At 40.9% G+C, this 25942-nt stretch carries 15 protein-coding genes and 5 pseudogenes; 7 read left to right on the plus strand and 13 right to left on the minus strand.

Annotation, left to right across the window (positions count from 1 at the left end):
* Positions 1-11 precede the first annotated feature (11 nt).
* Entirely contained in the window at positions 12-3149 is a 3138-nt protein-coding gene (locus ACM0OZ_RS30735; RefSeq protein WP_414586629.1) for an MFS transporter, read from the minus strand.
* A gap of 811 nt (positions 3150-3960) precedes the next feature.
* On the opposite strand from ACM0OZ_RS30735, the pseudogene ACM0OZ_RS30740 reads away from it, so the two are divergent.
* The 4 genes and pseudogenes from ACM0OZ_RS30740 to ACM0OZ_RS30755 form a co-directional block, all read left to right on the plus strand.
* Positions 3961-5517: pseudogene (locus ACM0OZ_RS30740) on the plus strand (general stress protein); the annotation flags it as partial.
* A 1488-nt stretch (positions 5518-7005) separates the two neighbouring features.
* Positions 7006-7500 (plus strand): BON domain-containing protein, encoded by a 495-nt coding sequence (locus tag ACM0OZ_RS30745; RefSeq protein ID WP_414586630.1) that lies wholly within the window; start codon positions 7006-7008, stop codon positions 7498-7500.
* A gap of 37 nt (positions 7501-7537) precedes the next feature.
* Entirely contained in the window at positions 7538-7972 is a 435-nt protein-coding gene (locus tag ACM0OZ_RS30750) for a CAAD domain-containing protein (RefSeq protein WP_414586631.1), read from the plus strand.
* 461 nt (positions 7973-8433) lie between these two features.
* Positions 8434-8856, plus strand: coding sequence for a hypothetical protein (locus ACM0OZ_RS30755; RefSeq protein WP_414586632.1), 423 nt, complete (start codon positions 8434-8436; stop codon positions 8854-8856).
* Positions 8857-8933: 77 nt separating this feature from the next.
* On the opposite strand, the pseudogene ACM0OZ_RS30760 reads toward ACM0OZ_RS30755, so the two are convergent.
* Positions 8934-10263: pseudogene (locus tag ACM0OZ_RS30760) on the minus strand (RNA-guided endonuclease InsQ/TnpB family protein).
* 61 nt (positions 10264-10324) lie between these two features.
* Between ACM0OZ_RS30760 and ACM0OZ_RS30765 the strand changes: the two are divergent.
* Positions 10325-10543 (plus strand): hypothetical protein, encoded by a 219-nt coding sequence (locus ACM0OZ_RS30765; RefSeq protein WP_414586633.1) that lies wholly within the window; start codon positions 10325-10327, stop codon positions 10541-10543.
* 220 nt (positions 10544-10763) lie between these two features.
* Here ACM0OZ_RS30765 and ACM0OZ_RS30770 read toward each other — a convergent pair whose 3' ends face one another.
* The 8 genes and pseudogenes from ACM0OZ_RS30770 to ACM0OZ_RS30805 all read right to left on the minus strand — a co-directional run bounded on the left by ACM0OZ_RS30770 (position 10764) and on the right by ACM0OZ_RS30805 (position 19162).
* Positions 10764-11174, minus strand: coding sequence for a hypothetical protein (locus ACM0OZ_RS30770; protein WP_414586634.1), 411 nt, complete (start codon positions 11172-11174; stop codon positions 10764-10766).
* A 25-nt stretch (positions 11175-11199) separates the two neighbouring features.
* Entirely contained in the window at positions 11200-12066 is an 867-nt protein-coding gene (locus ACM0OZ_RS30775) for a GUN4 domain-containing protein (RefSeq protein ID WP_414586635.1), read from the minus strand.
* A gap of 210 nt (positions 12067-12276) precedes the next feature.
* The gene (locus tag ACM0OZ_RS30780; RefSeq protein ID WP_414586636.1) at positions 12277-12546 is read right to left on the minus strand and encodes a hypothetical protein; all 270 of its coding nucleotides are present in this window, start codon (positions 12544-12546) and stop codon (positions 12277-12279) included.
* A 224-nt stretch (positions 12547-12770) separates the two neighbouring features.
* A pseudogene (locus ACM0OZ_RS30785) lies at positions 12771-13883 on the minus strand (ATP-binding cassette domain-containing protein); the annotation flags it as partial.
* 211 nt (positions 13884-14094) lie between these two features.
* Positions 14095-15168 (minus strand): annotated as a pseudogene (locus ACM0OZ_RS30790) (ABC transporter transmembrane domain-containing protein); the annotation flags it as partial.
* A gap of 487 nt (positions 15169-15655) precedes the next feature.
* The gene (locus tag ACM0OZ_RS30795) at positions 15656-16834 is read right to left on the minus strand and encodes a 2-isopropylmalate synthase (protein WP_414586637.1); all 1179 of its coding nucleotides are present in this window, start codon (positions 16832-16834) and stop codon (positions 15656-15658) included.
* Between the two features lie 371 nt (positions 16835-17205).
* Positions 17206-18357: pseudogene (locus ACM0OZ_RS30800) on the minus strand (AMP-binding protein); the annotation flags it as partial.
* Positions 18358-19015: 658 nt separating this feature from the next.
* Positions 19016-19162: a hypothetical protein gene (locus ACM0OZ_RS30805; RefSeq protein ID WP_414586638.1), complete on the minus strand. Its 147-nt coding sequence runs from the start codon at positions 19160-19162 to the stop codon at positions 19016-19018.
* A gap of 569 nt (positions 19163-19731) precedes the next feature.
* Between ACM0OZ_RS30805 and ACM0OZ_RS30810 the strand changes: the two genes are divergently transcribed.
* Both ACM0OZ_RS30810 and ACM0OZ_RS30815 read left to right on the plus strand, forming a co-directional pair.
* Positions 19732-20097, plus strand: a complete 366-nt coding sequence (locus ACM0OZ_RS30810) for a hypothetical protein (RefSeq protein WP_414582669.1) — start codon at positions 19732-19734, stop codon at positions 20095-20097.
* Positions 20098-20378: 281 nt separating this feature from the next.
* Complete coding sequence (locus tag ACM0OZ_RS30815; protein ID WP_414586639.1) at positions 20379-20558, plus strand: hypothetical protein; 180 nt, start codon at positions 20379-20381, stop codon at positions 20556-20558.
* Positions 20559-21343: 785 nt separating this feature from the next.
* Here ACM0OZ_RS30815 and ACM0OZ_RS30820 read toward each other — a convergent pair.
* From ACM0OZ_RS30820 to ACM0OZ_RS30830, 3 genes are all read right to left on the minus strand, one after another.
* Positions 21344-21484 (minus strand): hypothetical protein, encoded by a 141-nt coding sequence (locus tag ACM0OZ_RS30820; RefSeq protein ID WP_414586640.1) that lies wholly within the window; start codon positions 21482-21484, stop codon positions 21344-21346.
* A gap of 404 nt (positions 21485-21888) precedes the next feature.
* The gene (speB, locus tag ACM0OZ_RS30825) at positions 21889-22929 is read right to left on the minus strand and encodes an agmatinase SpeB (RefSeq protein WP_414586641.1); all 1041 of its coding nucleotides are present in this window, start codon (positions 22927-22929) and stop codon (positions 21889-21891) included.
* Between the two features lie 314 nt (positions 22930-23243).
* Positions 23244-25862, minus strand: coding sequence for an AAA family ATPase (locus ACM0OZ_RS30830; RefSeq protein ID WP_414586642.1), 2619 nt, complete (start codon positions 25860-25862; stop codon positions 23244-23246).
* Positions 25863-25942 lie beyond the last annotated feature (80 nt).

The raw sequence follows: 25942 nt of genomic DNA on the forward strand, positions 1-25942 counted from the left end.
GGGGTTTCTTATCACCCCAGGAAATTGATCCCCGCGACAGCTACTGCTCCCCCGATCGCACTTGCAGCAAGCGAAGTCAACGCAGTCCCAAATAGCCACCAAGCAGCACCTGCAACGGCTTTTTTGGCTTCAATACCTTGCTTTTTCGCTTGTTCCTGGACAGCAGAGAGGCGTTTTTGAACTTCTTGCTGGATGCGTTCAGCACGATGCAGCACGCTATCCCGCGCTGCTTCGATTTGGTTGACGATGCGGTTTGCATCTTCCTCAGAAATATCCTCACGCGAACTCAAGAGAGCAACTAGAGTACCACGATCGAATTGACTGAGGCGATCGCGCAACGCTTCAAATCCTGCTTGTGGATCGTCAAACACTTTAGCAAAGTCTTGCTGAATGGCTTCATAGTTGAGTTCTGGACGATTCAGCGAGTTGAGATAATTGCGAATTCTGGCAAAAACCCCATCGATGACTGATGTCACTCTTTGCTGAATCTGCTGGAATTGTTCAACTATCGAGTGGCGAGCAGATTCAATTTGGTCTACAATCCGATTTGCCTCTTCTTCTGAGATATCCTCACGTTGAGATAGCAAAGCGACAAGTGTAGAACGGTCGAATTTCGAGATGCGATCGCCTAAACTTCCAATTCCGGCGCGTGGATCTTGGAGCAGCAATTGCAAATCGCGCTTGATACTTTCTGGATTGAGTTCTTCTTTATTGGTGTTACGCAGGTAATCTTCCAGATTTGCTTCAAAGTCCAGAACTTGTTTTGTAGCGCGGTTTGCCAAGCGTCTTGGCGCTCCTACTATACTACGAATTGCTTCTTGTACCTGATCAATGATTTTGTTAACTTGCTCTTCGCTCAAATCTCCTCGTTGACTCAACAGTTTAACCAAAGTTTCGCGATCTACACCCGAGAGGCGATCGCGTAGTGCTAAAGCACCCTCCTTGGGGTTATCGAGTAATTTTGCCAAATCTTGCTGGATACCTTCTGGGTTGAGTTCTTCCAGGTTGGTATTACGCAGATATTCAGCGATCGCACTGATAGTTTGCTCGTATTGCTCTTTTGCTGTATCCGCTACTTTTCGCGGTGCTTGCAAGACGTTATCGCGTACCGCTTCCAACTGGTCGATAATTTGGTTGACTTGCTCCTCGCTCAAATCTTGACGCCCAGAGAGTAATTTGACTAACGTATCGCGGTCAAATTGCGATAGGCGAGTACGCAACAGGCGAATTCCTACTTCCGGTTCTTCTAGCAGAAGTCTAAAATCACGCTTGATACCTTCAGGATTGAGTTCTTCTTTATTGGTATTGCGCAGATATTCTTCTACTCTTTGGCGCAGTTCATCAGCTTTTGCTGTTGCTTGTTCTTGCAGTTCTCTGGCTCGATTTAAAACATTGTCGCGAGCGTGTTCGACTTGACTAACAATATTATTAGCTTCCTCTTCGCTGATATCTTCACGCTGCTGCAGCAACTGTACAAAGGTATCGCGGTCAAATACCTTAAAGCGCTGCGTTAAATCTTCAAAACCAGCCTCTGGATCATCTACCAGCTTAGCAAACTCTTGCTCAATAGCTTCAGGGTTGAGTTCTTCTTTCCCAGTTGAACGCAGATAATTTTCAACGCGACTGCGGAGGTTTTGTGATTTTTCTCGTGCTTCCGCTTGCTGCACAGTTTCTAAAACTTCGGTACGCACACTCTCAAGTTGAGAAGCAATTTCTTTGACCCTCGCTTCACTGATGTCACCCCGTTGCGTTAGCAATTGACCAAAATACTCTTGGTTGAGTTCTTCCAATTCCCGTCTAACGGTGGCGGGGTTTGCATTTGGATCGTAGATGACATCTTTGAATTCATCTTTGAGCGTGATGCGGTTCAAATGCCAAGGGAAAGAATTCTGGATGTAATCTTCTACATCTGCCTTGATAGTATTATCATCGCCTTGCGCCGGAATTGTTTGGGCTACTGTGTCAATTGTTTGCTCTCTGAGATTTTGCAGTTGTTCTGTAATTTTATCGATGTCTACTTGCTGAACTTTACCTTGTAGCTTTTGCAGTTGACCTGTCAGTTTTTCAAAATCGACATCCGACAAATTTACCCTGTTTAGCACTGCTGGCGCAACGGCGCTCAAGCCATATCTAATTGCTTGCTTCATCACGCCATTGCTTTCTTTGCCATTACCTCCTCCGACTGTCACCAATTCTTGCAGTCGTTCACCTAATTGATCTGAATTTAGTTCTTCAGGAGTTGCAGACTTGAGCAAATTAATGACTTGTTCCGTGGGATTTTCGCGACTCAACGATTGTTGCCAAGCGGCTTCAAGTTGGTCAGCAATGCGATTGACATCTTCTTTGGAAAAATCTGTGCGACTGCTGATAATATCAACAAACGTCTGGCGATTAATATTTTTCAGCAAGTCACTATCGGCGATCGAACTCAAATCTGCATCTTTGAGAAGGTTATCAAATTGACCACGAATTTCTTTTAAATCCAGTTTTGGTAATGGTAGAGAAGCCAAAGAACTTTGTAGCGTATTTCTAAGACTATCAGCATCCAAACCTGAGGTCAGTTCTCGACGGACTGCGGCTGTAATTTCCTCAGCGGTAGAAACGACTTGTTTTCTCGCAGCACTAGCACCAATGGCACCTGTTGCAGTACCCATCAGTCCTTGAAAGCCAGAAGTAGCAGTGCTGACGACAGTACCAATTAAGGAACCTACCGCAGATGAACCCAGCCACACTAGCAACGAGAAGTAGGTAGACCAAATGACGACACCAATAATCGCCCCTAGAAATGCACTCTCAATTAAGCTCAGTTTCACCGCTAGAAAACAAGCGATAAATAATGCAATACTAGCTGTTACTAGCGCCCACAAACCAACTGTGCCTTCAACTTTACGAATCGTACCACCCAAGGTTTCTGAGTCATTATCCGGATATGAATCAGTTCCCAAAGATGAAATTCCTACGGCAACTGAGAAATTTGTAAATAGTAATTGGAAGGCAAATGCCATTAAGACACCTGCAAGTAATGCCACAAAAATTTTTGGACCAGAAAAGAGAACGGATGCTTCTTCTGGAGTGACAATTGCCTGAGCCAATGTCAATGGTGCTAATTCAATTTGTGACCAACACTGATTTAAAATATTTGGAATCATCAGCTTTTCCTCGCTCTAGCTTAAGTCAATAGACTGGCACAAATAACGTTAACTAGTGGGGGTATAAAAATGTAGATGAACCTTTGAATTAATTTTTCTTACACCTGTACAAGCGCAATGCATAACACTCCTACACCCTTGAACCTAGTCAAAACAGTTATGTCTATTTGCACCTAGTTACATATCACCTTAGCTAGCAGCGGCTTTGGTTTCCACTTTCTTAAGTGATATACTCCTTTACCAAAAGTATGAAATTAACATATTAAATTTTCTATATTTTTATTAAAGTTCTCCAAAATACATTTTATTTTATTCCTGAGCAAATATTGAAATATTGTTAACACTTCAAGGTAGCAAGGTTTAATAACGACAACAATTCCTTATCGTGAAAAATAGAAGTATTTTTTAATAAGTATTTTTACTTAATAAAAATTTATAATTAACATCTATAGCAATCGTCCGCACATTCGTAAAAAATCATCTTATTCAGATACCCGACTTCTTAAAGAAGTCGGGTATCTTGTTTTTTCACAAATCATTTAGAACTGCTATATATTGCCTCAATAAATTGTTGATAATTCAATTAATAACGATGCATAAAAAAAGTCAAATATCAAGTTATAACATGACAGTTTCATTTTTGAAAATTAAAAAGCACTAAAATTAACATTCAATTTTTCTAATCCTAACGGTAGATGCCAAAGTTACCCCAGTAGATTGATGTAAAGTCTCATCAAAATATGTATATATAAGATTAATGGCTTCCCTAAAAATTACTGAATAACTAATTTTACTATTGAGGTAACAAAGCATGGTTATAGGTGTACATAATAAGCGTGCTGTCGGTGTCTTTTCTCATCGTCGAGATGCAGAAAACGCGCTGTATGAGTTGAGAAATTCCGGCTTTCCAATAGATAGAGTATCTGTCATTAAGCGGGATGCAGACCGCAATGATGATATTGCAGGTGCTGAGGTACGGGAAAATGTTGGTAATAAAGCTGATGAGGGTGCTACAGTCGGGGCAGTTTCCGGCGGTGTTTTGGGCGGATTGACAGGCTTGTTGGTCGGTCTTGGCACTTTAGCGATTCCAGGAATTGGTCCAATTATGCTAGCTGGAGCAACTGCGACTGCTTTGGCGACAACTGTTGCTGGAGCCGGTATTGGTGCTGCTGCTGGGAGTTTACTTGGTGCATTGATTGGTTTGGGAATTCCTGAAGAAAGAGCCAGAGTTTACAACGAACGAGTCGAGCGCGGAGACTATTTAGTCATCATAGATGGTACAGACGCGGAAATTGCCAGAGCAGAAGAGATTTTAAGACGGCAAGGAATTGAAGAGTTTGAAGTTTTTAACCGACCTGGTGTTACAACTGGAACAGCGGATTACCTCCCCCCAACAGCTTTAGGTACTGGCGTTCCTAAGACAGGTTTTGGAGCAAGCAAACATGCAGTTGGTTACTTTCCTCATCTGCGTGATGCTGAATCTGCAGTTAACAGTTTGCGAACTGCGGGCTTTCCTTTGAGCCAAATTTCCTTATTTCACAGGGAGCGCCCCCACCGGGAACCCTTTGCAGGAGTTACTGTAAGCGATCGCTTTGACCCCATCAGATTGGGACTCCCAGATGCTCGTGCTCGCTTCTACAATGACCGACTCAATCATGGGGACTATGTAGTTGTTGTCAGCGGTACAGACGATGATATCCACCGCGCTGCTGGAATTCTCAGTAGACATGGAATTCAAGATTGGGAGATTTATGACCCAACTGTAGTAAGTTCTACCCATACGGGAGTTGGTACACCTGTGCAAATGAAACGAGCGATCGGTGTGTTTCCTCACCGCCGAGATGCAGAAGCAGCGCTGACGGATCTGCGAAATGCAGGTTTCCCATTAAGCCAAGTATCCTTGATAGCCAAAGACGCAGGCGGTACTCACAACATCGCCGGAGGTGGAGTGAATATCAATCCGGATGCAGCTAAGGGCAATAAAGCCGATGACGGTGCAAAAGCAGGCGCTGCAACAGGTGGTGCATTAGGCGGTTTAGGAGGCTTGTTAGTTGGGCTTGGTGCTTTAGCAATTCCTGGAGTGGGTCCTGTGATTGCGGGTGGCGCAGCAGCCACTGCTTTGGCTACAACTCTTGCTGGTGGTGCGATTGGTGCAGCAGCTGGTGGTTTGGCTGGCGGACTTGTTGGTTTGGGAATTCCAGAAAACCGGGCAAAAGTTTATAGCGATCGCATCAACAGAGGCGACTACTTGGTGATCGTTGATGGTACCGAAGATGAAGTTCGCCGTGCGGAAGCAATTCTCAAACGTCATGGAATTCAAGAGTTTGATATCTTTGACGCCGCCGATACACATGGTGTTCATCACTCAGGTGTTCATTCTGGAGTTGGTACACCTGTGCAAACAAGGAAACGAGCGATCGGTGTGTTTCCTCACCGCCGAGATGCAGAAGCAGCACTGATTGATCTGCGAGATGCAGGTTTCCCATTAAGCCAAGTATCGTTGATAGCCAAAGACACAAACGGTACTCACAACATCGCTGGTACTGGAGTGAATATCAATCCGGATGCAGCTAAAGGCAATAAAGCCGATGATGGTGCAAAAGCTGGCGCAGCGACAGGTGGTGCATTAGGCGGTTTAGGAGGCTTGTTAGTTGGGCTGGGCGCTTTAGCCATTCCTGGAGTTGGTCCTGTGATTGCGGGTGGTGCAGCAGCTACCGCTTTGGCTACAGCGCTTGCTGGTGGTGCGATTGGTGCAGCAGCTGGTGGTTTGGCTGGGGGACTTGTTGGTTTGGGAATACCAGAAAACCGAGCAAAAGTTTATAGCGATCGCATCAACAGAGGCGACTACTTGGTGATCGTTGATGGTACCGAAGATGAAGTTCGCCGTGCGGAAGCAATTCTCAAACGTCATGGAATTCAAGAGTTTGATATCTTTGACGCCGCCGATACACATGGTGTTCATCACTCAGGTGTTCATTCTGGAGTTGGTACACCTGTGCAAACAAGGAAACGAGCGATCGGTGTGTTTCCTCACCGCCGAGATGCAGAAGCAGCACTGATTGATCTGCGAGATGCAGGTTTCCCATTAAGCCAAGTATCGTTGATAGCCAAAGACACAAACGGTACTCACAACATCGCTGGTACTGGAGTGAATATCAATCCGGATGCAGCTAAGGGTAACAAAGCCGACGAAGGTGCAAAAGCTGGCGCTGCGACAGGTGGTGCATTAGGCGGTTTAGGAGGCTTGTTAGTTGGGCTGGGCGCATTAGCGATTCCTGGAGTTGGTCCGATACTTGCAGGTGGCGCAGTCGCAACCGCTTTGACTACAGCCCTTGCCGGTGGTGCGATTGGTGCGGCGGCTGGTGGTTTGGCTGGCGGACTTGTTGGTTTGGGAATACCAGAAAACCGGGCAAAAGTTTATAGCGATCGCATCAACAGAGGCGACTACTTGGTGATCGTTGATGGTACCGAAGATGAAGTTCGCCGTGCGGAACCGATTCTCAAACGCCACGGAATTCAAGAGTTTGACATCTTTGACGCCGCCGACACACATGGTGTTCATCACCCAGATCATGACCGAGGTGTTCGTCATCAAACACCAGTTGTGAATACGACTCCCAACGAAATACCAGTTGTGCATACCACTTCCAACGAAACACCAGTTGTGCATACCACTTCCACGAATTACTCGTCAGGGTATGACGAAAACGATCCAGCGGTGATCATTGTTGACCGTCGCGACGAAACTATTTAGTAGTTAGTAGTGAGTCGCTGATAGTGGATACATTAACGGCTCACTACTAAAAAACTAACAATGAATTCATGACTAATAACTATTGACAAAGGACTGATAAAAATGAAAAAGCTAACTCCCTTCTTAATGACTTGCGTTTTGCTTTTTGGTGCTACTGCTTGTCAAGAACCTGCAAAAACTAGTGCGGATGCACCCGAAACGGTAGCAACTCCAGTGTCACAAGCACCATCTCCAGAGGCTACGCAAGCTGCTCTCAAAGATGGTCAGAGCGAACTTCGCAGAAGACAACTAAATGAAGACATTCGTGCTCGCGAACAGCGGAATAATGCATTTAATGATGGTAAGGCTACTAACAGAAACCCAGACAACTTAGCAAGTGAAGTTCGCTCCAAGTTAGAGGCTAACATCCCCAACGGTCATTTAGCAGTTGAGGCTTCAGAGAATGGCGCAGTAACCGTATCGGGAACTGTGACTAACAAGGATCAGCTAGCTAAGATTGAACCTTTAGCTAAGCAAATCAAAGGCGTTAAAACTGTAGTTAATAAAGCAACAGTTGCCCAGTCAAAAACTCAAGGAACTGGCAATCAAGCCCAGTAGTCAAACTGTTGTTATTGTAAAAAAAAACAGGAAAACTATGGAAGCCAACGTACAGCAATCGGAAGTCGCCGATACCACCTCTAACAATGCTATAGCAGCACTAGAAGGTTCAGCAATTGGAACTCAACCACTTCTACCCCCTGCTACTAAACCTAATACAAAATTGCAGCAAATTGGTACACAAACCTCAGAATTTTTAGCCAATTTACCTGATAGCATACTTAGGTTTTTCATTAGATATAATCAGCAGATTATTACTGTAGCCTTAATTTTTGCCGCAATTCTTGCACTCAAGATACTTGTGGCAGTTCTGGATGCAATCAATGATATTCCGCTGGTATATCCAACCTTTGAGTTGATTGGAATTGCTTACACAACCTGGTTTGTTTTTCGTTATCTCATTAAAGCTTCAACTCGGCAAGAATTAGTCGCCCAAATTCAGTCTATTACAAACGACATCGCTGGTAGTTAAATGCGGCAAGTTTCTAAATATCCGAAGAGCGCTTATTGTATAATGAGACCAGAAATCGTAAGGTGTTCCTCGCTTGTAAAATCCTACGTGATGGATATTTGAGATATTGGTGAATTCCCCGTTATAGGAACTACTTACCCGGAGGGTGAGCAAGGAACACCCGAAAAAGACAGCTTTAAGTCAAATAAGTGAACCAAAAAGCTTGTTGTTTTGCCATGAATGCTTAGTTGGGTATTTGCGGTCAAGTAGAAGTTAATTTTTCTATTTGACCGTTTTAATAATTGTGTAAATACCCTTAAGAATTAGAAAAATATAAAAAATTCTTATAAATATATCTCAAGATAGAGAAAATAGTTTGTCTATTAAGTTAAATCACTTCTTAAGGTAGTTTATTCTTCATTCTTAAAAGCATAATCTGAATCTTGAAGAAGTTTGAGAGATTTTTTAAAAGGACATAAATTATGACAAATGCAAATGAGCAATTTAAGAAAAACCAAGGAGTAGATTCATCTGATCGCGTTGCAGATGATAATTACGATAGAGGAATTGTACCTGCCGAAACTGCTGCTCGTCGAGAAAGAGAAGGAGACCTTTTCAAAACAACGCCTACAGAACAGAGAGAGGCAAACGCAATTACTGATGACCAGACCCATCCAGGTGACAGTATCCGTACAACAGACGGCTACACAGTTGACAAAGAAGGTTTGTTAAATAACTACGCTGTTGAACCGGAAATGTACTACGAAACACCGGGTGATGCGCGACAAGAAGCAGCAGAAGACAAAGCACAGCGTACTGAAGAACTCATAGAAGTGAATGAGGATCAAGAAGGTCAACTGACAATGGACGATGACAAACGGGGTAGAGGACCAGGAATTGTTTAATTTTGCTGCTTCAACTAATTGAGGCAGGAGTTCCCCACTTTGACACTCCCACGGCTATAAGCCGTGGGATTCTAGGCTCAACGTCGGAACTTGCTCAAGCAGGTTTGCACCCTTCGGGTTCGCCAGTTCCCTAGGTCGGGAGACCCTCCTTCAGGACTGGTCTCACCAACATGAGTAGCGGTTCCAACTCCCAAGCGCGTTTCTTGGTTTCCGTTTAGAAACCAAGATCCCCCATGCCCTGAGGTAGCAATTTTTTCTTTGCCTTTACGAAGTATGTTGATTGCGGCGGCGTAGTCACGTTGTAGAACACAACCACATTTGCAGGTGTGCGTCCTGGTTGACAAAGACTTTTTGACCATCGTGCCGCAATCTGGACACTGCTGTGAGGTGTAGTGAGGTTCCACAGCAAGTGCCACTTTCCCATACTTAGTCGCAAAGTATTCTAGATAGCACCGAAATTGTCTCCATCCAGCATCATTAATGCTCTTTGCCAAATGGTGATTACGCACCATATTTTTGACCTGCAAGTTTAGCCTGCGGCACGCCGCTGAGTCCCAAGGGGACACGCTGCGCGAACGCGTCTACGTAAACCACTAAGTCGTTAGACCGGATGACGTGACGCGCTCTCAATTTGGCGTGTTCGGTACGTTGTCTACTTATCTTCAGGTGTTTGCGTGCGTATCGGTTTCGAGCCTTCTTTTTACCGTTCTTGCCTTTCTGCTTTTTGTAGATTCTGCGTTGAGCGTGCTTGATTTGTTTCTCAGCTTTACGCAAGAAACGAGGATTTGGCTCATGATGTCCGTTTGAATCGGTGTAGAAATGTTCTAAGCCAAAATCCAAGCCAATTTGTTGACCCGTTGGCTGAACATCTTCTTTGCACTCAACATCAATGCAAAATTGCACATAAAACCCATCCGCGCGGCGGACAATCCGAACTCGTTTAATGGACTTAACAGGATAGGTATGGATATCCCACTTACCCATTAACTTAAGTTCTCCAATCCCCTTTTTATCAGTGAAAGTGATTCTACGCTTAGTGGAATGCAGTGACCATCCACTAGTTTTGTACTCAACAGAACGGTTGTCATGTTGAAAACGTGGATATCCCTTCCTCCCAGGCTTATTCTTTTTGCAGTTGTCGTAAAACCGAGAAATAGCAAACCATGCTCTTTCAGCAGCAGCCTGTACTGCCATTGAGTTTAAAGCAGCAACAGCAACAAAGGGGAAATCAGCGCGTAGTACTGTAGAGTATCGGCTAAGGGCTGCATTATTGATATTGTCTTCTCTAGAAGAGTCCATCCAATATCTAATACACTTATTTCTAACAAACTGAGTAGTTTTGATAGCCTCCTCAATTGCTTGATATTGTGTCTTGCTCCCTTTAGCTTTGTACTCTAGAACCAACACGCTTGACTCACCTCCTTGTTATTTGCTAAGTTACTAAGAGTATACATATTGGTTCTATGTAATGTCAACAGGAAAAGGCAAGAAAAGAATAAAGAATGTACCAGTTCTTCATGAAGAACCTAAAAAGCAGCGCGGTATCCTCTTAACAGATACCGCATGGTATTCAGTATTAGAACTAGCTGCAATAAATAAAATTAGTGCTAGCGAATATGTGGAGGAATTAATTAGAAAACATTGTGTCACTGCACCTAAAGGTGCAGCGCATTCATCCCACACCTGAAGGACGTGTATGGGTTCCTGAGTCACCCATACACTTGTGGGCTTTCTGCTTTCAATGCTGTAAAATATTTGATACTTCTCAAACATCCTCTTAATGAACACTAATCAACCGGACTTGATATGACAAGGATTTGAGCAGATGCCCCTAATGACAGCTTCCGTTTCATTACCCCGTATTGGATGAGAGAAGCGATTTTACAAGCTCTACTAGTTTGCAATTATTATTTTATTTTTGTGCCAATAATTGATTGATCTTTATCCATTATTCTAAATTTAGAGCTATTAATGTCAATGACTTGATACTTTTCTGTTAGAAATATAGAACCTAAAGTAGCTATCATATCTGCAATAGAAATATTAAAAGCTAGCGGTATCCTCAAATTTAAAAAGGATTTTGGAACAGTTTTAAGATTTAAATACAGTGTTCTTTCAGTTATGTACCATACACCAGTAAATTTATTACCTGTTATAAGTTCCTTAGGTTTAGAGAAAATAAATGTTTGAATTCTGGTTTGCTCATAAGTCATATCATCTTTAAATTGAATAGTTATTTTTTCTGAAGACGTATCATAACGCCATTTTCCAAAAAGTAAAATTTCTATTTCTATGTCAGAAAGATTACTATTACTCATGTCTATCCTCAAGTTAGCTTTGACTTTACTTTTCGTTATTATTAAGAAATGTGCGATTAACGCATAGGAAAGTTTCGTTACAAATTTTTACACGAGAAAAGAATAAGTGCATCTGCCAAACTAACCAAGATCCCACCCGCCAGGCTCCCATTGAAAGGTGTTCTGCAGATGATGGGGATAAGTCAAAGGTATCTTGATCATAGTGCAACCATTGCGCCGGTAGATGTCCTATCGGTGTTGTAGGGGATAATTCAAAAGTGAGTTGATCATAATGTAACCAGTTTCCCTGTTTTCGCCAACCAAGGCGATCGCCCAGTCTCTTTTCTGTTTCATAGTCTACTTGACTACCCATTTCACTCCAAATACTTTGCTGAACACTGAAGCCGAAATAACCATGACTGTATTCTTCCCACAGTTGATTAATGGTCTGGAGGTCTTTACAAGAAAAGTTATCAATATCTTCCTTATAAACTTCATTCCAATAGCTCTTACCTATGACTTTTAGCATTAATTTAGTGGTTTCGATGTCAGCTTCTTTCCACTTATGCTGGGCGAGGAGTTCCCGCAGTTTGGTATAATCTATCTTATTTTTATTTTTAACTTCTTTTGTTAAAGTAGCATCGTCAGTAGCATCGTCATGAGTCAGTCTGATTAATCCGGTTTCTTGAACAGCAGGGAGAGGCGTTATAGAGACAAAATTTGTTTCTGCTATCCCTATCTCTTTTCTTTGCTCGGCAAGTTGCTTGGAGATATAGTTAGATATTGAGTCAATCTCTTTGTTTAAAGAAAAGGGATTATTGGCTAAGTCAAAATTATGGATTTGCCAATCTAATAATTTACATTGAATCAAAGCATCTTTTAATCTTTCTTTCTTTTCATAACTTGATACCATAAAATCTAGAAAAGTTTCAGAAACCCCGTCAGTTTCTTTGGGAATTAATAAATTTGACTGAAATTTAAAAATATTATCCGCTAAATTTTTAATTTCTCCGACAGTTGAGTAAAAATCCTCATCTACTTTTACTACTTCATCTATTAACGATTGAAACGGATTAAAGTAATCGTGTAAATATTTTTCAAAATTGATTGCAGTTTCTGCTATTTATACTATTTCTTGACGAACTTTATGGGCTTTTCTTTGATATTCGTAAATTTCTTGAAAAACTTTCTCCTGACTAATTTCTTCTTTTCGCTTAATTATTCCCCAAAGCTGATGATACCGAACGCCTTCTTTAATTAATCTTCGACGTTCTTTAATTTTTTTTTGAACAGCTTTTAATCTGGTATTTTTTAGAACAGGTAATTTGTAGGTTCGTTCATAAATCGTAATCTTTTTGTAAGTAACTAGTTGTCTGTGCTGTTTAGTAAGCATGACCTGATTCTAAAAAAGGTTCTGTTGCAAAAATTTGGAATTCATTTCTAAGCTTGAAATTCAACATGATTATCATCAATTTTACTTCTAATACCATTTCACGTTAATCGCGATACATTTAAATTCTGTAAAGACGCGCCATGGCGCGTCTCTACATTACCGATTTGTATCATCCTTTTCGTAAAATTGTATAACAGATTGCTAAGAGTTTTTGCAACACAACCTTAAACTCTCACCCATTTCAACACCTTGGAATTTTTATTATAGCGGTAGGTCACGCCATCCTTAGTTGTGATGGACTTGCCAAGGCTTGCCTTGCTTCTGATGGTGTTAATGGGAACGCCTGTTAATCTCTGCATTTCCTTATGAGAAAGCCCTGCACCTGCACTTGTTTCTGGTTGACTTAGAGATTGGTTCTGTGGTGAAACATCTATTGTAATTTGGGGGTTTTCGGGAGGATTAGTTTCTGTTACTTCTATAATTTGAGGGTTTTGCGGAGGATTAGTGGCTTGGACTTCTGTAATTTGGGGGTTTTGCGGAGGATTATTGGCTTGGATTTCTGTAATTTGGGAATTTTCCGGAGGATTAGTGGTTTGGATTTCTGTAATTTGAGAGTTTTCGGAAGGATTAGTCGTAATTTCTTCTACTTTTTGAAGGCGATAATCCTCCACAGTCAGAAGTTGCCAAGCGGAATATTGTGATAGTTCCAGAACCCATTGATGATAATTAAACAAACTTTCTCGATGTCCAACACTGATAAAAGTTGTTTGAGTTGATTGCAATTGTTCATATAAATTGCCTTCATTTGTCAAATCTAAAGCACTGGTTGCTTCATCTAAAATAGTAAAGCTGGGATGAGTAATCAACAATCGTGCAAAAGCCAAGCGTTGTTGTTCTCCCAGCGATAATATATTCTCCCAAGGGACTTCTGTATCAAAGCCATCCACGCGGGTAAGCAAGTTTTGTAGGTTAACTTGTTGCAAAACTTCTTCGAGTTCTGCATCACTCATTTGACGAGTTGTATGAGGATAGAGTAACTGTTCGCGCAATGTTCCCAAGATGATGTAAGGACGTTGGGGCAAAAACAACATGGATTCTAGGGGAGGACGCACCAGACGACCAGTTCCTGCATTCCATAAACCAGCGATCGCTCTCAACAGAGAACTTTTTCCTCGTCCACTTGGTCCAACAATCAATAAACCTTCTCCTGGTTGAACAACGAGTGATAAGTCTTCGACGATGACCTGTTCATAGTTTGGCGTTTGTAAGGTGACATTCTCAAAAGCCAGACGGTTTTCTTCTATTGTTTTGATGATACTTACGTTCTCTGGCTGTTGCTTAAAACAGTGAACAGTGAACAGTGAACAAGTACCAGCCGCACCCATCAATCTTCTTGAGGGGATTTGTATAAGTCCGCCGTATTTCTCGTACTACGTATCTCGTTTGGACATCTTTCTATGTACTTCCATGTTTAAAAACAGGGGCTTGTACCAATTAATAGTGAACAGTAACTGGTAACTGATAACTGATAACTGATAACTGATAACTGGTCACAGCTTTCAACGCACCCGACAACTCAGCTAAACGCTCAACATAACTGGAAAATCGTCCTGAAGTTGCAAATTCTCTAATTAATTCTGCCATAGCAGTGGCAAACAGATTACAAGCTAAACTGGCTTGGGCAATTTCTCCAAAATCAATTTCACCTCTAATCTGTAAAGGTCCGAATACTATAAATGGAAATATTTGGATAACAGCCTGATATCCTCTGTTAAAAATATCCTGAGTTATCTCCCAATTAATCTTGCGTTTAGCACTTTTGATAATATTATTAAATCTTCGTTGAATTATATTTCATTCTTGTTTTTCTCCCTGAAAAAAAGCTATTGATTCAGCATGATTCCGAACGTGAGTTAGGCTGTAAGTATAGTCGGCTTCAAATTCGAGTTCTTCTTGCTTAATCTTATTCAATTATTGAGCCAAGTAAACAGCAATTAAATTGCCTATTATGGTATAACCAACCAATGCAATTGCAATCCATTGGGAAAGAGACCAGAGAATTATTAAAAAAGTGGTTATTTCCAGCACTTTTTCTAGAAAAGTAGCCGAAAAAGTGAGAGCATTTCTGGTAAGGGGTTCGATTTCTTGAGATATCCGTTGATCTGGGTTATCAACATCGGATTTAAAGTTGATTTTATAATAAGCACGATTGCTCAAATATTTTTCTAAAATAGAATTATTTAGCCATTGGTACCAATCAAGAGCAATTTGCTTTCTAACAAATTTAGAAAATCCTACTAAAAGCGTTACGAAGACAAGGGCAACACCGTAAACCAATAACGTATCAACAAATTTGGTCAAATCCTTTTCTTCAGTGATAATATCGAGCAAATAGCGGTTAACGAAGCTATTAAACGCTGTTACTGCTACGAGCGCGACGATTAATAATATCAGGAGAATGAGCATTGCCCATGAACGAATCACATCTGAAAATGCTCTTCCTTGTGCCTCTGTTGGATACCAGTAAGACCCTGTGAGCGCTCTGACATTCTCCCAAAATTGATTAAAACCCGGAGAAGAATCATTCGTTGAATTTTTATCAAGAAAAGTTGTAGATTGCATATCTTAAATATTCGTTTAGCTTCTTAAGGCTGACTGATGGATTGTAAGAATTCAGTACGCAGGAATCAGAAGTCATCCTTTAGAAAAAATTCAGTATGATTGGTATACTTATATCTTGCAAGAGTTGCAACAGTGAGGAGGCGAAGCCTCTAAACCCTCGTTACCAGGTTGAACCTGGTAACGAGATATTAGAGCCTCTGGCTCTTGTTGAGAATGGTGCAAGATCTGAGCCTTTAACTAGCGGCGTACCGCAAGTGAAATATGAAAGAAACACATTTTACTTCAATCTTTAAAAGCCTTACTGTACAAGCATTCTAGAATGTGTTTCTTAGGAGTATATTGATTTATCACATGTTCTCCTGATTCTTTAACTATCCTGAATCCTGTAAGCGTAAGCGCACGCGGAGGCGTTAAGGTAGCGTCTGCGGAGGAGATACAAAACAGCGTGTCGTAGGGCATATTCTGAGTTCTCAATTTTTACGATGGATTATTCAAAGACACCATTTTCCCATAGCTCTAACACCTCGTTGGCTGTAAAATAGCGTTCTTGTTCAGCAGCAAGAGATTTGATAATGAAGCGCATTTTCTCGTATTGCTCTTTGGGTTGAGGATTTTGCAGTTGCTTTTCAAATAGATATTGGAAATTACTGACTCCACTCCATTTGCCAAATATAACGTCTACCGTATTATAAGGAAATACTGCATAGCTTTTGGGATCACAAAATAAAGAATTGACATGGATACCTGATTCATGGCGTTGAGCAGTTTGAGAGTAAGGGGGAGCGGGACGAATACCCAGTTGCTCAATGTAATTAGTCACGGCGGCGATCGCATCATAGTTAATCCCCTTGACTTCAATTCCGAAGCGGACTCGCAACCCATTTAACACCTGCTCAACGGCAACATTTCCGGCTCGTTCACCAATTCCGCTAAAAGTACCCGATACTAAAGTCGCTCCGGCTATGACGGATTGGAGAGTATTTTCCAGAGCCAAGCCCATGTCATTGTGGTAGTGTACCCCGAAAGCAACCCCTGTTGTACATTGGAGCAGGTCGTTAATCCAGATATAGCTCTTTTCTGGACTGAGAACTCCGACTGTATCACAGAGCATAAAGTGTTCGACATAAGGGCTGCATGAGCGGATACATTCCACTAAAAAGCCAAAATCAGCTCTTGAGGCATCCTCGGCGGCGAAGTCTACGATGAGTCCAGCAACCGTAGTGGCATAGCGCAAATTTTCGACAATCACATCAATAGCGTTTTGGCGAATTCTCTCGATTACTTTTGTTGGAATATCGTCATCAATGGTTTTTCCTTTAAACTCGTTCAACAAACGGATCTGAGGATCTCTGAGAAACAGCAGGCGAGCAGAAAGACCGTAGAAAAGTATGATGCGCTTAACTCCGTACATTTTGGCTTGATCGATGTACTGCTTTCCCATCAAAGTAGAAGCAGTGATCAGACTATCCAATCCCTCTGATACTAATGATTTGACTAGCTCTTCTTCTTGCTCACACACACGGGGCATGATGGCTAGTCTATCTACTCCCGTTTGGGCAATTAGATGGGCTAGTTTTTGTTTAGTTGGGTAAGAGAAGAAAATGCCTGCTTGTTGTTCTCCATCCCGCAGGGTTTCATCAGAAATTTTGATAGGAAGAGTTTCCATTGTTTTACACCAATTCAAAATTCACGCATTCATCTCTGTACAGCATTAAGACAGTTAGAATGATGCACCTTTGATGATATGGTCAATGATTGTGGGCGATGCTGTAAAGCAGCGCTATGCGATGGGCAAAGCCCCGCCAAGGGCGATCGCCTTTTTAATGCTTTTTAATAATTGATAAGTAGATAGGTAGAAATAAACCGAGCTATGTTAAGGAATGTAAAACCCTCTAAAACCCTGGCTGCTACTGAGTCAGGGAGTGCGCTCAGTCCGTCTCTTCCTGGAGTTTCCAGTCCATACACTGGTCGCTCAGTTCCTAAATTTCTGGCTAAATCTCGAAAATAGAAGCCGTGTCCGTTTGCGCCAGGAAGACAAAGAAGATTTGCTTGAGGGAATTTCTTAAGACATACCCTTAAGTCAAATGGATATCCGACTTGCTTAAAGATTTCTTTGGTGTAATATGCGGGAAGTTCAGCAAATTTAGGATTGCATAATATTTCATCTGGGAGAGTAACAGCAGCCATCTTAGTCACACTTCTTTCAGGAATCATCAAACCATCAGGCTTGAGAAGTCTTCTAGCGTTATTAATAATTACTGCTGCTCCTTCAGAGCCACCAATTGCTCCCACAATTTCTGAAACGCAGACATCAGCAAGTTCATGGATATCAACTAAAGTTGCATCGCCATGAATAACTGTGATTTTGTCTGCTAAACCTAATTTTTCAATACAAGCTATTGCTTTGCGGCAGGTTTCTTTGTCTCTTTCAATTGCATAAATTTTCTTAGCACCCCCTTGGGCACAAAATCTAGACAAAATAGCATCTTTACCTGTGCCAATTTCAACGACTATTTTATCTTTGACCAATTGATTAATGGCGGCTTTATAGCTATCGTTGCGCCGATGGTCATTGGTCATAGCATAATACAGTAATTCGTCATAGACATAGTATTCAGCTACAGATGGCCATAGTTCTACTTTGTCTGTTGATAAATTTTCTGCTACTTGGGATGATTCGAGGTTTTTCTGTTCTGGTACAACATAAGCTACTAAACGTTTATTATCCGGTTGGTCTTCTCGTGCGACTACTACTGCTTTCTGCACTCCAGGTTGCTGGGACAACACATTTTCAACTTCTCCGAGTTCTATGCGATAGCCGCGAATTTTGACCTGATGATCGATACGACCGAGAAACTCGATGCTACCGTCATTCAAGTAGCGTGCTAAATCTCCTGTTTTGTAAAGCCGGGAATGTGACTCATTGCTAAAGGGATTGGGAATAAATTTCTGTTGTGTCAATTCTGGGCGGTTGAGATAGCCTCTTGCCAATCCAACACCACCGATGTGCAACTCTCCTGGCACACCAATCGGAACTGGTTGCAAATTTTCGTCTAAGATGTAAACTTGCGTATTGGCGATCGCCTTACCAATAGATATTTTCTCGTCTTCAAGGGTGCATTTTGCAATCGTGGCACAGACACTAGCTTCTGTCGGTCCGTAAGCGTTGAAGAAGTTTCTGCCAATAGACCTTGTTGTTGACTGAAGGTTTTAACAGCAGTGCTTAATTCCGGGGTGAGAGAGTAGAAATAGCGATCGCCAGTGAAACAGTACCAATGTACGCGCTTATACCATCTGTCGCATTCTTTTTTCAAATTCAGTAGACCGAAAACTTCTGCGATCGCTCTATGATTGATACCTGTGAATCTGATTATTGCCTAAAAAACTGTATTTTTTAATACGCTTTGTGAAAAACTCGTTGAGAGCTATTACATAAGTAAAATTAATCAATTAGCCAAAAAGGTAAGGGTTGCTTTCGCACCAGAACATAGTTCTAGTGATGTGTCCTGTAATTTTTGTAAAGTATTGGGGTGAAGAAGCAAATTTTTGATTGAGAGGATTATTTAGTTTGGTTATGAATGTAACGGAGCCAGTTCTAACTGATAGTAAAACGTTAAACGAAGTAGTTAACTGTTTAACAGAACATATTCCAATTCAGACTCAAGGTCAGTGTGACGGGGTCTTACACGAAAAAATTTGGGCAGCCTTTGTAAGATTTATTTGTGTTCCAAGACGAGTACCCGTAGTAATAAGGCTGCCCAAATTTTTAGGGGACAAATGCGTGAACAACAGAATATTTTTGAAATTTTAATTCGGGCAGCCACACAAAGGGATAGCATTGAAAACACTACCAAAGTCCTAAAAAATGTTCCGACAAGCAACGATATTCGTTACCATTTATAGAAATATACAGACATAAATTCTCTAGAATCCGACTTAAATGCTGCACTTCAAAGCCGCTTACCAGACGGAATTCGACAAGGTAAACATTCATATTGCTATCGATTTTAACTTAATTCCTTATTATGGTGAACCATCAGCATTAGAATCACCATTTATTTATAGAAGTCAAGCTAAAAGTGGTGACGCATTGTCCCCGAAAAATCAGCCAGCCTTAATAAACCCTTCGTTATGCGTTCTCGTTAGTCTAGTCAACCAAAAAGGCTGGCTGATTTTTTACGTGTAAGACCTCGTACTTTTTCTTTTTACGCCTACGCACTTTCATTGTAATTAAGAAAAATAAACGAGTCACTTTAGCTATCAAAGCTGTTCAACAAAAAAATACCTTAGTTGCAATTCTTACCTATCTTTTAGCACTAATTGAGCCTTTGAATCTGAGAATTGAGCGATTGTATTTAGATCGAGAATTTTTTTGTGTGCCAGTAATCAGATGGTTGCAATGTCTCGATATCCCCTTTGAAATGCCAGCTATTATTCGAGGTAAATCGGGAGGTACTAGACAATTAATTAGAGGTCGGCGTAGTTACAAAACTACTTACACTTTAAACAGCGATAAATATGGTTCAGTAACTTTTCAAGTATGGATAGTTTGTACATATAAAAATGGTAAAATACGCGCGCCGGGAATTTTTTGTTTATGCTGTTTATAAAGTTAAGTTAACTTTGCAGCTTATACATGATGACTATCGCCTCCGTTTTGGGATTGAAAGCAGCTATCGAATGAAAAACCAGTGCCGGATAAAAACTACTATTAAAAATCCCACTATTAGGCTTCTCTTTGTAGCTTTAGCTTTTTTACTTATTAATATATGGATTGATCTAGTGTGGCATTATCTGAGCCGATTAAAAAGAAGCACTAGACAGGTTTTTTCTCATCTATTTACTCTTAAACAGATGCTTGAGTTTTTACGTCAAGCAGTAGACCGCAACTATGGCGTAGCCTGCGAAGTTTGTTTACCATCTGGCTGATTTTGGTTGATTTTCGGGGCTTATTTATAAGTGAATCTTATTATTCATGCCTCACAATCACCTTTTGTACATTTCTCAAAAAACGGTATCATACACTACTATTTTTTAGCGATTGCGCTCTGCGCAGTGCCAAAGGCAATCGCAGAAGTTTTCGGTCTACTGACAGGAATTACCTGAGTGTAGGTATATACGGTTTTCCGTTGTTTGTTGTTTCTTGTCACTTGACTTCCGTTTTTAACATTGGTAAGTATTGTTATATCAATATATATAGACTAAGGTCAATGCCTTTTCAGAAAAATCACAAAAAAGGTTTCGTATCTGACGAGCCATTAGAACGTAGAGCGTTACAAATCAACCTCAAACCAGGGTTGAGAGAAAGAATTATGAATATACCCGACTGGAAACAGAAGCTAAGGGAAAAGCTAGAATCTTGGCTAACCGAGTGGGAGAATCAGGAATAATTAGATTTACATAAGCTTAACGTGAATAGTTAAATCGCGATCGCGATTCGGGGCAGTGGCTTGGGTCAATCGCTATCAGGTCGATTGCTACTCACGCGCCTCCCATCACCCTCGCATCGCTTTCTGTGCAGTAAGCTTTCCGGAATGCTAAGCCAATGGCTCTGGCACAAATACTGTTTGCTGAAAGCTTAACTCTATATTTACCAACCGTTTACTAACACGGTGTATTTTACTTTTATGGAGGGGAAAAGCTTTGCCATCGCACCTGCTGCGATAGCAAGCGCGGTTTTCTATAAGAAAGCACCCGCAAAACCAAGGAGTATCTACCCCCTTCATTACCAGGTCGTCAGGGTTTCGTCTACCTTTCTTCATCCAGAATATCCTAGTACTTGTCATTCTTCATGTGAAGAATTTATTTAAAATGACTAAAAGAATATTGATACACCGAATATGTTTGCCCACATATGCCGCTATATCCAATGTTTGCAACCGTTGAAGGTGATATCTAAGAATTAACCCCAGTTCACCCGGGGTTAACTTTTACTCAATTTTTTGGCGAGATTCCCTATTCCCCAACGGTCAGTAGGGTGGTTATATGACAAGAGAAAACGTTCAATAAGCCCCAGATTGACTGGGGTTTTCTTATGAAAGGATAAATAATAGCAGTCGTCTGTCACTTTGTCTACGAAACGCTGCTACAAAGAAACCACTAAAATACCCAGGCTTCGCCAGACTCAGTCGCCTCAACTGCACGGAAAAATTTAACAGTTACCAGTTACCAGTTATCAAGTACCCGCAGTATCAGTTTTATCGTTGGGGGAAACACCACACCAATTGGACCGTTCGTCGTCAGACGTGCCGTAGGCATAAGCGTTGGTGGCGGGTTTAAATCCCCTACCATACGCACTGCGTAGGTAGCTGTTCACTGTTCACTGTTTTAATGCTTTTGCATGAAATCGTCACCCCTTCTCAAGAGCCCAGACGCTGCGCGCGTGCCTTCACCCGGTGGGATCTTACGCGCTTGACGGAGCCTGCGCTTTGCGCTTACGCTTAATTCATAAGGTACGGCATTCGCTCGTTCAAAATTAGGAAGGAGAGGCTTGGGGTGAGGTAAAGCAGGAATTATAAGTAATTAAGCGGACATGATATCATTTCGTGAACGCACATCAAGCAGAAGACGCAACTTATATTTATAAATGGATTAGACATCTCCAGAAATGAATTGTGCGTTGTCTACAACCCTTGTACCAGACGTGCCATGGCACGTCTGGTACATTGTTTTTTGGAGAGGTCTATTGTATTTACTTGTATCATGCTCTTGAATCAAGAATTATCCTTGCTGAGATAAATCCATGAAATTTGCCAGTTTATAAACAATCCGCGCACCGACATTGCCATCCCACTCGGCATCACCAACTTCGCAGACATCAAAGCCAATAATTTTTCTACCACTATTCACCAACTCACGGAACAGACAAAAAGCTTGCTCTAATTCCAGCCCACCAGGAACAGGAGTCCCTGTACTTTGACAGAATTTTGGATCAAGACCATCAACATCAAAGCTAATATAAACGTACTCAGGCAAATGAGCGATAATTTCTCGGCATAAATCAATCCAAGTTGTTCCCGAGTACAGCTTTTGTTTAATTGCTGGGTCGTAATAAGCAACAATTCGACCGTTTGATTGGTCAATCATTTGCACTTCATCATGAGAAATATCACGCAACGCTACCTGCACTAACTTGGAAATTTGCGGTAGCTTCATCGCATTAAACATAATGGACGCATGGGAAAATTCAAATCCCTCATAGGCATCGCGCAAATCTGCGTGTGCATCAATATGCAAAATGCCGTAGCTTGCGTATTTAGCTGCTAATGCTTGATAGTAACCTAAAGGTGAACTGTGATCCCCACCAATAACTGCGACTCGCTTACCATTGTTAATTGCTTGCTGACACTGTTCAAACAGCCATTGATTCACCTGTTGACAAGCTTGATTAATTTCTATCAGGACAGGTGTTAAATCTGGTGTTTCTGTGAGTGCTTGACCTTGTTCTAGTCGTTTGATAATTTTTGCCGCTAGAGCGCGATAGTATTTGTTCTTCTCTAAAATATCCTGGGGAATTTCCACCATGAAAATTCCTTGTTTCCATCCGTCAGGATGATCGAAATCGAACAAATCCAGTTGCGGCGAAGCATCCAAAACCCGCTGTGGTCCGTTGGCGGTTCCTGCGCCATAGGAAACAGTAACTTCCCACGGTACACCAAAGACAATTAGGTTTGCAGACTCGTAATCGAACGGCAAACCCAAGAGGTTGCCATTAATTTGACCTACGCCGCTGGGATTATAGTCTTGGAGTTGATTACTCATAGATCATCTTCTGGATTTACGTGGGTAGACAGCACGCCGCCTGGTGGATACCAGCATTGTAGTCGCGCAGGTTATGCTGTGGCTGCAAATTGCGCTGCTTTATTTTAATCAAAATTTCTTCACTTATGCATAGGTGGCAATTACGCCTTGTGGTAATTTATTTTGTGGTAGTTGCGCCATTTTTTTGTTGCATTCCCATTTCGCGGACACTATTGACCATCGCTTTGCTAATCCGGAGTTCCAATCGTTATTTATAAATCAAATAGGATTACTATAGCTCTTAGATGTTCTTGCAGAATAAGAATTTCTTAACGCTAACTAGTCTTTTTTTTCTTGGAACTTATAGGATTATTAATAATTTCGGTGGCTTTTTTTTCCGAAGTAGGAGGTGCTTTCTCATCAACCTCATATGATTGTTCATCTACAGCAGGTTCATTTACTACATCTTCCTCAAGAGTCTCCTCTTGAGTGGCTAAAAGCCCTGCATACTTAATTCTCTCCAATCCCATCTGAAATCCGGTATAGTCAGAAATTGTTTTCGTCATGTCAATGTCCAATTTATAGTCACGGCGCAAATTTTGAAGTGAACTCTTAATTGCCTCAATTTCTAAAAGTGACTCGTTTTCCAGATTGTCATCCAGAATACTCTCAATCTCATCAAGAAGAATAACAGCATCTTCGCGTTTTGCTGAAATAGTATGAAGTGAAATAAAAGTCTTCTTTAAGCGCTCTATTTTCTGTGAAAGTCTTTCTTGCGTTAGTTTCTGTTGTGCGCGACGCTGCATACTATTCAGCTTTATGAATAAAGTTTTAAAGTTTGATTCAAATGTTTTAAGCGCCTTATTTTGGCTATTATCAAGTATTTGCAGTTGATACGACCACTCATTTACTGTTCTAATAATATTTCGAGCAAAGCCAACTTTTGCAATACGAAAATCTTTATCAGGAAATTCTTTCAGGCTTGCTTCTATCGCATTAAAAATAGTGTTATTCATAATTTTACTTAAAACCATTTCTTCTGTTAAAAATTCAATTTTATTCTCGGCTATCTTGAAGATTTCCTGTAAATAAAACTTTGCTGCTTGTATACAAATAGGCAAAGGAATTAGATCTTCTATCTCAAGTTTTTCAGTTACATTCTCAGATATTAAACTAAGCTCTTCTCTCAAATCACCAATTTGGAAAATAAACTGCTTCTTCAGCAAAGGTCTTCTATGCTGACCACCTTTACCCAGCAGTTGCTTCTTAGCGTCATTTCCACTATCATCGCTGTCTAATAAGACAATTACTGCTGGTTGTTCAATATCACGTCCACGGGCTAGATAAACTAAGTAAGGAATGTGAGAAGCTGAACCTGAAGGCACGATAGTAATTTGATTTAGATCCAAAGTTTCTATATTGGCTGCACCGCTTGCTCGAAGATATGTTGCTGCTCCTGCAATAAGTATCTGATCAGCCATACCTTCAACCATTAAATTACAATTACCTATAAAAGCTGTTTCACCAGCATAGACACCAATCGAAGATCTTAGAGGTTCATAGTGATTTTTAGCAACATCCTTAACTACGCGGGTTCCTTCATCCTCATTTCCCTTCTGCAAAACACGAATACGTTCCGCATGATTCTTGTCAATTAAGAAGGGAGAATGCGTCACATAAACTACCTGAATTGGACGAGTTAAATGTGAACCTAATTCAGGACTAGCAAACAAATCGAAGACTTTGAGTAAATCCTGTTGAGCTTGACTTGAGAGATAGGCATCTGGCTCATCCATTAGAAGAATCTCAGATTTATATTTGTGTGGCTCATGTGAACGATACTGAATGTAGTAGCTAAGAAAATACTTCAATCCAACGCTTCTTTCATCAAATGAATATTCTGTTCCTGTTCTATCAGTTATAGTGAAGACTAAATCATAATCCCTTGCCATAATCTTTAAGGAGAAGTTACGATCTTGAACCCAGTAACTAGGAAAGTTTAAACTAGTAGATAACTGACGATTAATTTTCTCAATAATGCCGTTTGCATATCCTTGCATCCCATTCTTCACTGCTTCAGCTAGATCAATGAGAGCATCAACATCGACTTGAGCAATTTTACAAATTAATTTATAAGCCAACTCAAATTCTTTCTCTCGTTTCTTCTTTTCTTTGTCGCTGAAACTAGCCTCCTCAAGGGCTGAAATAATAGACTTAATTGTCTGAGCAGCATCGGTATCCATTTCACCCCAAGGCTGACGCACTTTAGTAAATAACTCTGGCTTATCACTAAAATCATCAAGTGCGTCTATGATCTTGCCTCTTTGTTCTCGATCAAGAAGTTCAAACCTTCTACTGTCTGGATGATTTTTCTGACCTAGTTGAACTAATTTTTTAATTGGTACACTAGCTGGGAGAGCAACATCAGACTCTATTTTAAGTGTTGTGGGTAAAAGATTCTCTAACTTCTCACGTTGTCTTTCTTCAATTTTATAAGGTCTATAATCTCCCTTCTCAGGTAAATATACTGTTAGCTTATCTACATTGTTCCGAAATACTAAGAATCTATCAAAAACAACATGATTTGGAATTCCAGCAATTATTTTCAAATTTTCCTCTTCATCTTTAGACAGATTAGACCACTCTGAACCAAAATCAGGATACTTCAACTCATTCTGTTTAACAGTAAAAAAGTGCGAATAGCGACAAAAATCACTGCGCTCGATACTTTTACCAGATATGGCTTTTTCAATAGCACTTAACAAATGAGACTTGCCAGACTCATTTGCACCGACAATAGTCGTAATTTTTTGATCAATAGGAACTTCAATATAAGGGTAAAAAGCATTACCTACCTTTTCCCAAGGCTTTGGTTTAACCCTATCATCATTCTTTCTCAGAAAGTCATCGTTGAATGACTTATAAAAACGGGTGAAGACTGTTTTGAGATGCATAAGCTATGATTTTAATAATACGGTTGTATTTTTTATTAAAGTAGCATATTTTACAAAGACTGACTTTCTAGCCCTAGTTA

Source organism: Scytonema sp. PCC 10023, from assembly GCF_963920835.1.
Taxonomy (GTDB): Bacteria; Cyanobacteriota; Cyanobacteriia; order Cyanobacteriales; family Nostocaceae; genus Kalymmatonema.